A 6,092-nucleotide genomic window follows, 5' to 3' on the forward strand; every position below is an offset into this window, starting at 1 on the left:
ATACTTAATTTGTCCAGCCAACTGTTTTTTTGGGTGATCGCCTCTCCTCAAAAATAGTTACTTTGTACTATATGCCCATGCCAAAATCGGGGTTAATGCTCTATTTATTTCAAAATGAGAATTGCTGATCGGGTAATGAGATTAAAGACAGATGTTTTGTGGCAGTGGTTGGCTATGGAGCAAGTATTAATATACTATTTCTAGACAAAGCCTCAGAGTTGGCTAAAAATCCCAATACAACAACCCTTAAGAGAAAAGTCTCTGATGGTGCAGGTGGGTTGGTTGAAGTGGATGAAGTAATGCGAGTGTTTGTGAAACCGACTGCAAGTAATGGAACACCAATGGCTGAAGCCTTTAAACAGGCTTATAATGGGGTAGAAAAATTTATTTCTAATCATCCCGATAGCTTTCCACCCGTTGTTATTAATATAACCGATGGAGAACCTAATGATTTTAATGCTGCTACTACTGAAGCGAAAAAACTAGCACAACTTAAAACAAGTGACGGTAACGTGATTGTTTTGAATGCTCATATTTCTAACGCATCAGCAGGGAAAATAGAGTTACCTAGTGACAATGCTGGTTTTAACAATAATAAATTTGCTAACTTTTTGTTTGATATTTCCAGTGTGCTTCCTGATCCTCTTGCTGAGAGTGCCAAAAATGCGGGTTTTAATGTTCAACCTAATGCCAGAGGTTTTATCTTTAATGCTGATGCTGAAGCACTGATTAAACTTCTTCAATTTGGTTCTCAAGGAGCATTACGCTAAAGTTATTGTCATTAATTATGGAATCTCATCATAAAGTTTCAGTCATCCGTCGGTTCAGTGATAGAACTCATAAAGAGATGGAAACCATTAGCGGTTGTCAAGATAATTTTAGCTATAATGAAGCTAAGAATTGTTTTGCGATCGCCGATGGTGCAACTCAATCATTTTACTCAAGTATATGGTCAAAACTTCTTGTTGATTATTTTTGTGAAAATCCCCAGATTGATAAAAACAATTGGCAAGAATGGCTTGAACTAATTCAGCAAAAATGGTTAGAAGAAGTTAGAGCAGAATTAGAAAAAGCAAAAAGCGGTAATAATTTTGCCTGGATTGAGATTTACAATGGTTTGGAACGTTCTAAATCAGCAACATCTACCTTTATTGGGTTACAATTTATTGAAAATCAAGCAAAAATCTCAATTGTTGGCGATAGCTGTCTGTTTATTTTTCAGGGAAATCAATTAATTCAAACCTATTTATTGAAAAAATCAACGAATTTTAATGATAGACCTGGATATTTTGGAAGTCGCTCTAAAAATAATGATGATTATGAGCCAGAGTTTTTAGACATCGAATTAAAATACAAACAACATTCAGATAAGCTTTATTTTGTACTAGCAACTGACGCTCTAGCTGAATATATTTTTAAATATACAGAACAGCAAAGAGATATTTTAACAACTTTACTTACCATTAATTCAGAACAGGAGTTTGAGAATTTTGTAAAATCTGCTAGACATAATGGCACGATAAAAATGAAAAATGATGATGTCACTTTAATGATTTTAGAAGTCAGTGATCGTGAAATCGTCAGTTTGCCTACACAAACCAGAAAAGAAAATCAAAAAAATACTCCTATCATTTCACCTTTAAGTTATGAAACTGAACAGCCTTCTAAAGAAGATCAAAACAATTCTTCAAGCGTAGAAAAAGAACCTGAAGACAATACTGCTGATCAAAAGTTACAAGATACTTCTGGTTTTGCCAAAATAAGCTCCAATCTACAAACATTATTAAAATTTCTGCCATCTTTACCCATGACGCACCGCAATTTGAGAGGAGTTTCTTCTTCAAGTCCTCAACTGAGAGAAGACAAACCACCCGTAATTAAAGGAATAGATGGAATCCGTAATCTTCTCCTTGTTTTTATTCCTTTAAATATATTCTTAACTATACTCTCCACTGCGACCATATTATATTTTATTTCTCAGACAGCTAACAAAATAAATAGTATAAAAACTGATAGTCAAGTCACTAAATATGAACCTAAATATATGAACCTTGAAAAAGGAAATAAAATCTACAAAGATCAAACTTTTCAAGAAATTATTATTCTTGCTTTATCTGACTCATCTCAGGTTTTAATTTTAGAAGAAGGAGACAAATGGATTAAATTTCAGATTGATCTTTATGCTAATCAAGCAATCTTGAATCAATGTTCTACTTGTGCAAGGGATGAAATAGAAATAAAACCCAAGACAAATCTGAGAACTTTGGCTAGTGAATCAGAAAGGGATGTTTTTGGACAATTAAGCGAACTATCAAAGTTTAAAAAACTTGAATTTGATTCCCTTCCCAATTGGTCTAAATTTACATTTGTGGGGTATCTAAAAAAATGAAATATCCGCTTAGAACTGACTATGAAACAGTCGTAAAATACCCTGATAGATTTATATACGATGGTATTTTACAACAAGGAAAGCCTGTTAAGCAAAAGCAAAATCAGAACTTTTTACTGTCTCATAATGGCGGAAAAGCCGTTGTTTATGAAATTCAAACTAATCCTAAAAAATATGCCCTTAAATGTTGGATAGAAGATTTAGGGGATCTAAAAATTCGTTATAAGGCGATTGATGCCTATCTTAAAACAGTTCAACTTCCTTATTTTGTTGATTTTGCTTACCAAGAACAAGGAATTTTAGTCAATGGACAAAGATTTCCCATTATTAGAATGGAATGGGTTGATGGTATTAGCTTTAAAGACTTTATATCCAGTAATATTAATAACCCGACTTCTATCCGTAACTTTGCCGAAAAATTCTTAGAAATGGTTAAAATTCTTCATCAAAATAATATTTCTCATGGAGACTTACAACACGGTAATATTATAGTGCGTAAAAATGGTGATCTATGTTTAATTGACTATGATAGTTTATATGTTCCTCAATTAAGCAACGCAACCGACAATATTAAAGGACTCCCTGGTTATCAACATCCTAACAGAAATAAGTTATCTAAATTAAGTCCAAAAGCTGACTATTTCTCAGAAATGGTAATTTATTTATCATTGCTTGTTTTATCAGAAAATCCCAACTATTGGCAACAAATACAACAAGAAGAAAGGCTACTATTTTCCGAAAAAGACCTAATTAAACCTAATTCATCCAAGATTTTCAAAGAACTTAAAAATCTTTCTCCTGAGATTGTGTATTTTACCCAAGAATTAGAGAAATTTTGTCAACAATCAAATATTGAAAACCTACAAACTCTTGAAAATTTAGTCAACAATTACACAGGAGTTAAATGGAGTTTTGTGCCTCCTACTAACCCTATTCCAATCGTTACTTCACCTGTTCCTGTAGTTAATAATCCTACTAATTGGGGTTTTTCATCTAATCCTAATTCTACTCCATCCCCATACCCTCCTCCCTCAAGTCAAGGATGGACTTTCTCCCCTAACGGAGTTCAAACTCAAACCAGTCCAAAAAATACAACATCTTCAGATCCCTGGACAAAACTTGAAACCAATTCATCAAGTGCTTGGGATAAATTTGACACGGGTAAAACACCACCTCCAACAGATTGGGGTAAACTCACTCAACAACCTCCAAAAGAAGCACCAGTACCTATCCCAGATGAAAACATTTGGGATAAATTTGATAATATTTGGAAGAAACTTACAACATCCGTATCATCTATTTGGAACAAAATTTTGAACTGGTTTAATTAGCTATCTGATTATTCTGTGCAGTTCTCCTATCCTAAAATAAACCCCATTGCTTGATTAATAATTTTATTTTTTCAATCATAGCCTCAATTTCTTCGGGTTGATATATACCCTCAAAAGCTTCTAATGCCCCTTGTCTTAAAGCCGAAGAATAAGCATCATCTAAGGTTTCCTTTAATTCTTCTATTGTTAGATAATTTTCTCCAGTTTTACGTCGTTTATTAATGCGTTGAATCTGTCTAACAGAATTAGAAATAGAGGTTTCCCATGAGCGGGTACTGCGTTTTTCTGCTTGCTGTTTAATCAGATGTAATAGAACAATAATACTAAAGCTAAAAATCTTATTGAGCTTATCATCCTTGCTCATTTCTGTCATTTCCTCTACCAGGAGCAAGGCATCGGGAATATTTCCTACCAAAAGTAAATCCTTTAATTCTAACAATTCTTCCATATTGCCCCTATTATCAATTCAGTCGTTTTTTGAACCAAGCCAGATATAATTAACTTATTCAGAGAGGAATCGTCTGATTAAATCTTCTCGTGAAGACTCCAATAATAAACGACTAGACTCCATCGGTGATAACTTGAGCAACTCATCAACAACTTTTATTAAAGACTCATCCAATTCTCCAAACCTCACTTGCATTAAATTTTCAATAATTTGTCGTTGTCCTTGTTGAAGTCCTTGTTGAAGTCCTTCCCGTTTAGTCGCCTCTTTCCACTCTAAATAAGATTGAGATAAAGCCATAAATACCTCCCTATCTTCTGATTCTAAAAGATTGTTAATTTCAACACTCACACGCCAACTGATCAATAATTCCATGACATTTTGACGGAAGGAATCGCCAGATGGCAACTCAAGCAACTCTCTCACCGCTTGGCTTTGGGTTTTCCCTCGTCCCAACAATCTTAACAGTAAAGTGTCTGGGGTAATAGGTAACTGATTAATCGCTATAATTGCCGTTCGGTGAGAGGGAGATAAAAAGTAAATCCCTTCTGTCCAGTTTTCTAGTTCTAATTTAGCATCAAAACTCTCTAGGATCTGGAAACTAATAGAAGTAGCCAAAATCCATAATCTAGGTAAGTCATCCTCGTTTAACTCAGTTTTTTCCCGTTTCCCTTTCTGTTGAAGTTCAGCGAAAATCGAAAACAGTTTTAAGATACAGTTGCGAATTTCCGTTCGATTGGGAGCATTGCGAAAAGGCTCAAGCAAAGTGGCTCTTCTGGTTTCTGTGTGGAAACGAGGTCTATACTGATAGTTTCTTCGACAAAATAGTCCTAAAAGTGTTACCCGATAAGCATTTCACGATTCCATAAGCAAAAATTATCACACAAAGTCGAGAAGAGCCGCAAAGTGCTTGTTGTCACCATTTGCCCTAAAAGACCCAAAGATTGAGCATTTCCCCGCATATTAGGGTGAGGAGAGAAGAAAATATCCACCTGACGGGTTTCATCCGCCACCTCTTTGCTGACTTCCACCTTTCCCAGGGGAGACAGCAATTCTTCTAGGTATTGTTTGGCAAATTGGTCGTGAGGTTGTCGAGTCATGTCTTCAATCTTAGATCAGAAAAGACCCGACCGCACCCGACCCATTTCATAACCTCAGCTTATCAATAGTATAAGTAACAATAGTTTCAAACCCCTTTACAAACCGATACAAACTCCTTAAGATAGAGACATCATCAATCAATCGTACCTCGATAACTTAATAGGAATCATAAACCAATGACCACCACTCTACAACAGCGCGAGAGCGCTTCCCTGTGGGAGCAGTTCTGCCAGTGGATCACCAGCACCAACAACCGTCTTTATGTCGGCTGGTTCGGTGTCATCATGATCCCCACCCTGCTCACCGCCACCACCTGCTTCATCATCGCCTTTATCGCCGCTCCTCCCGTAGATATCGACGGTATCCGCGAGCCTGTAGCTGGTTCTCTACTCTACGGAAACAACATCATCTCTGGTGCAGTTGTTCCCTCCTCCAACGCGATTGGACTCCACTTCTACCCCATCTGGGAAGCAGCTTCCTTAGATGAGTGGTTATACAACGGTGGTCCCTACCAGTTAGTCATTTTCCACTTCTTACTAGGTGTCTTCTGCTACCTCGGTCGTCAGTGGGAACTGTCTTTCCGTTTAGGAATGCGTCCTTGGATCTGTGTAGCTTACTCTGCACCTGTATCCGCCGCAACTGCTGTATTCCTAATCTACCCCATCGGACAAGGTTCCTTCTCTGATGGTATGCCTTTAGGAATCTCTGGAACCTTTAACTTTATGTTCGTGTTCCAAGCAGAACATAACATTCTGATGCACCCCTTCCATATGTTAGGTGTTGCTGGTGTGTTCGGCGGTTCCTTGTTCAGTGCAATGCACGGTTC

Annotated in this window: 3 protein-coding genes and 3 pseudogenes; 4 read left to right on the forward strand and 2 right to left on the reverse strand. The window is 36.7% G+C overall.

What is annotated here, in order from left to right; all coding sequences use genetic code 11:
* Positions 1-158 precede the first annotated feature (158 nt).
* From IQ224_RS20750 to IQ224_RS20760, 3 genes are read left to right on the forward strand one after another with little or no spacing between them, the layout of a single operon-like run.
* Positions 159-770 (forward strand): vWA domain-containing protein, encoded by a 612-nt coding sequence (locus tag IQ224_RS20750; protein ID WP_228036334.1) that lies wholly within the window; start codon positions 159-161, stop codon positions 768-770.
* A 17-nt stretch (positions 771-787) separates the two neighbouring features.
* Positions 788-2,389: a PP2C family serine/threonine-protein phosphatase gene (locus IQ224_RS20755; RefSeq protein ID WP_002745529.1), complete on the forward strand. Its 1,602-nt coding sequence runs from the start codon at positions 788-790 to the stop codon at positions 2,387-2,389.
* The gene (locus IQ224_RS20760; RefSeq protein ID WP_002745531.1) at positions 2,386-3,720 is read left to right on the forward strand and encodes an AarF/UbiB family protein; all 1,335 of its coding nucleotides are present in this window, start codon (positions 2,386-2,388) and stop codon (positions 3,718-3,720) included. Before IQ224_RS20755 ends, IQ224_RS20760 begins: the two co-directional genes overlap by 4 nt.
* Positions 3,721-3,746: 26 nt before the next feature.
* Here the strand turns inward: IQ224_RS20760 and IQ224_RS20765 are convergent.
* Together IQ224_RS20765 and IQ224_RS20770 are read right to left on the reverse strand one after the other, a co-directional pair.
* Positions 3,747-4,168, reverse strand: a pseudogene (locus tag IQ224_RS20765) (DUF29 family protein).
* Positions 4,169-4,222: 54 nt separating this feature from the next.
* Positions 4,223-5,265 (reverse strand): annotated as a pseudogene (locus IQ224_RS20770) (hypothetical protein).
* A gap of 177 nt (positions 5,266-5,442) precedes the next feature.
* On the opposite strand from IQ224_RS20770, the pseudogene IQ224_RS20785 reads away from it, so the two are divergent.
* A pseudogene (locus tag IQ224_RS20785) lies at positions 5,443-6,092 on the forward strand (photosystem II q(b) protein); the annotation flags it as partial.

Source organism: Microcystis sp. LEGE 00066 (assembly GCF_015207925.1).
GTDB classification, from domain to species: domain Bacteria; phylum Cyanobacteriota; class Cyanobacteriia; order Cyanobacteriales; family Microcystaceae; genus Microcystis; species Microcystis ichthyoblabe_A.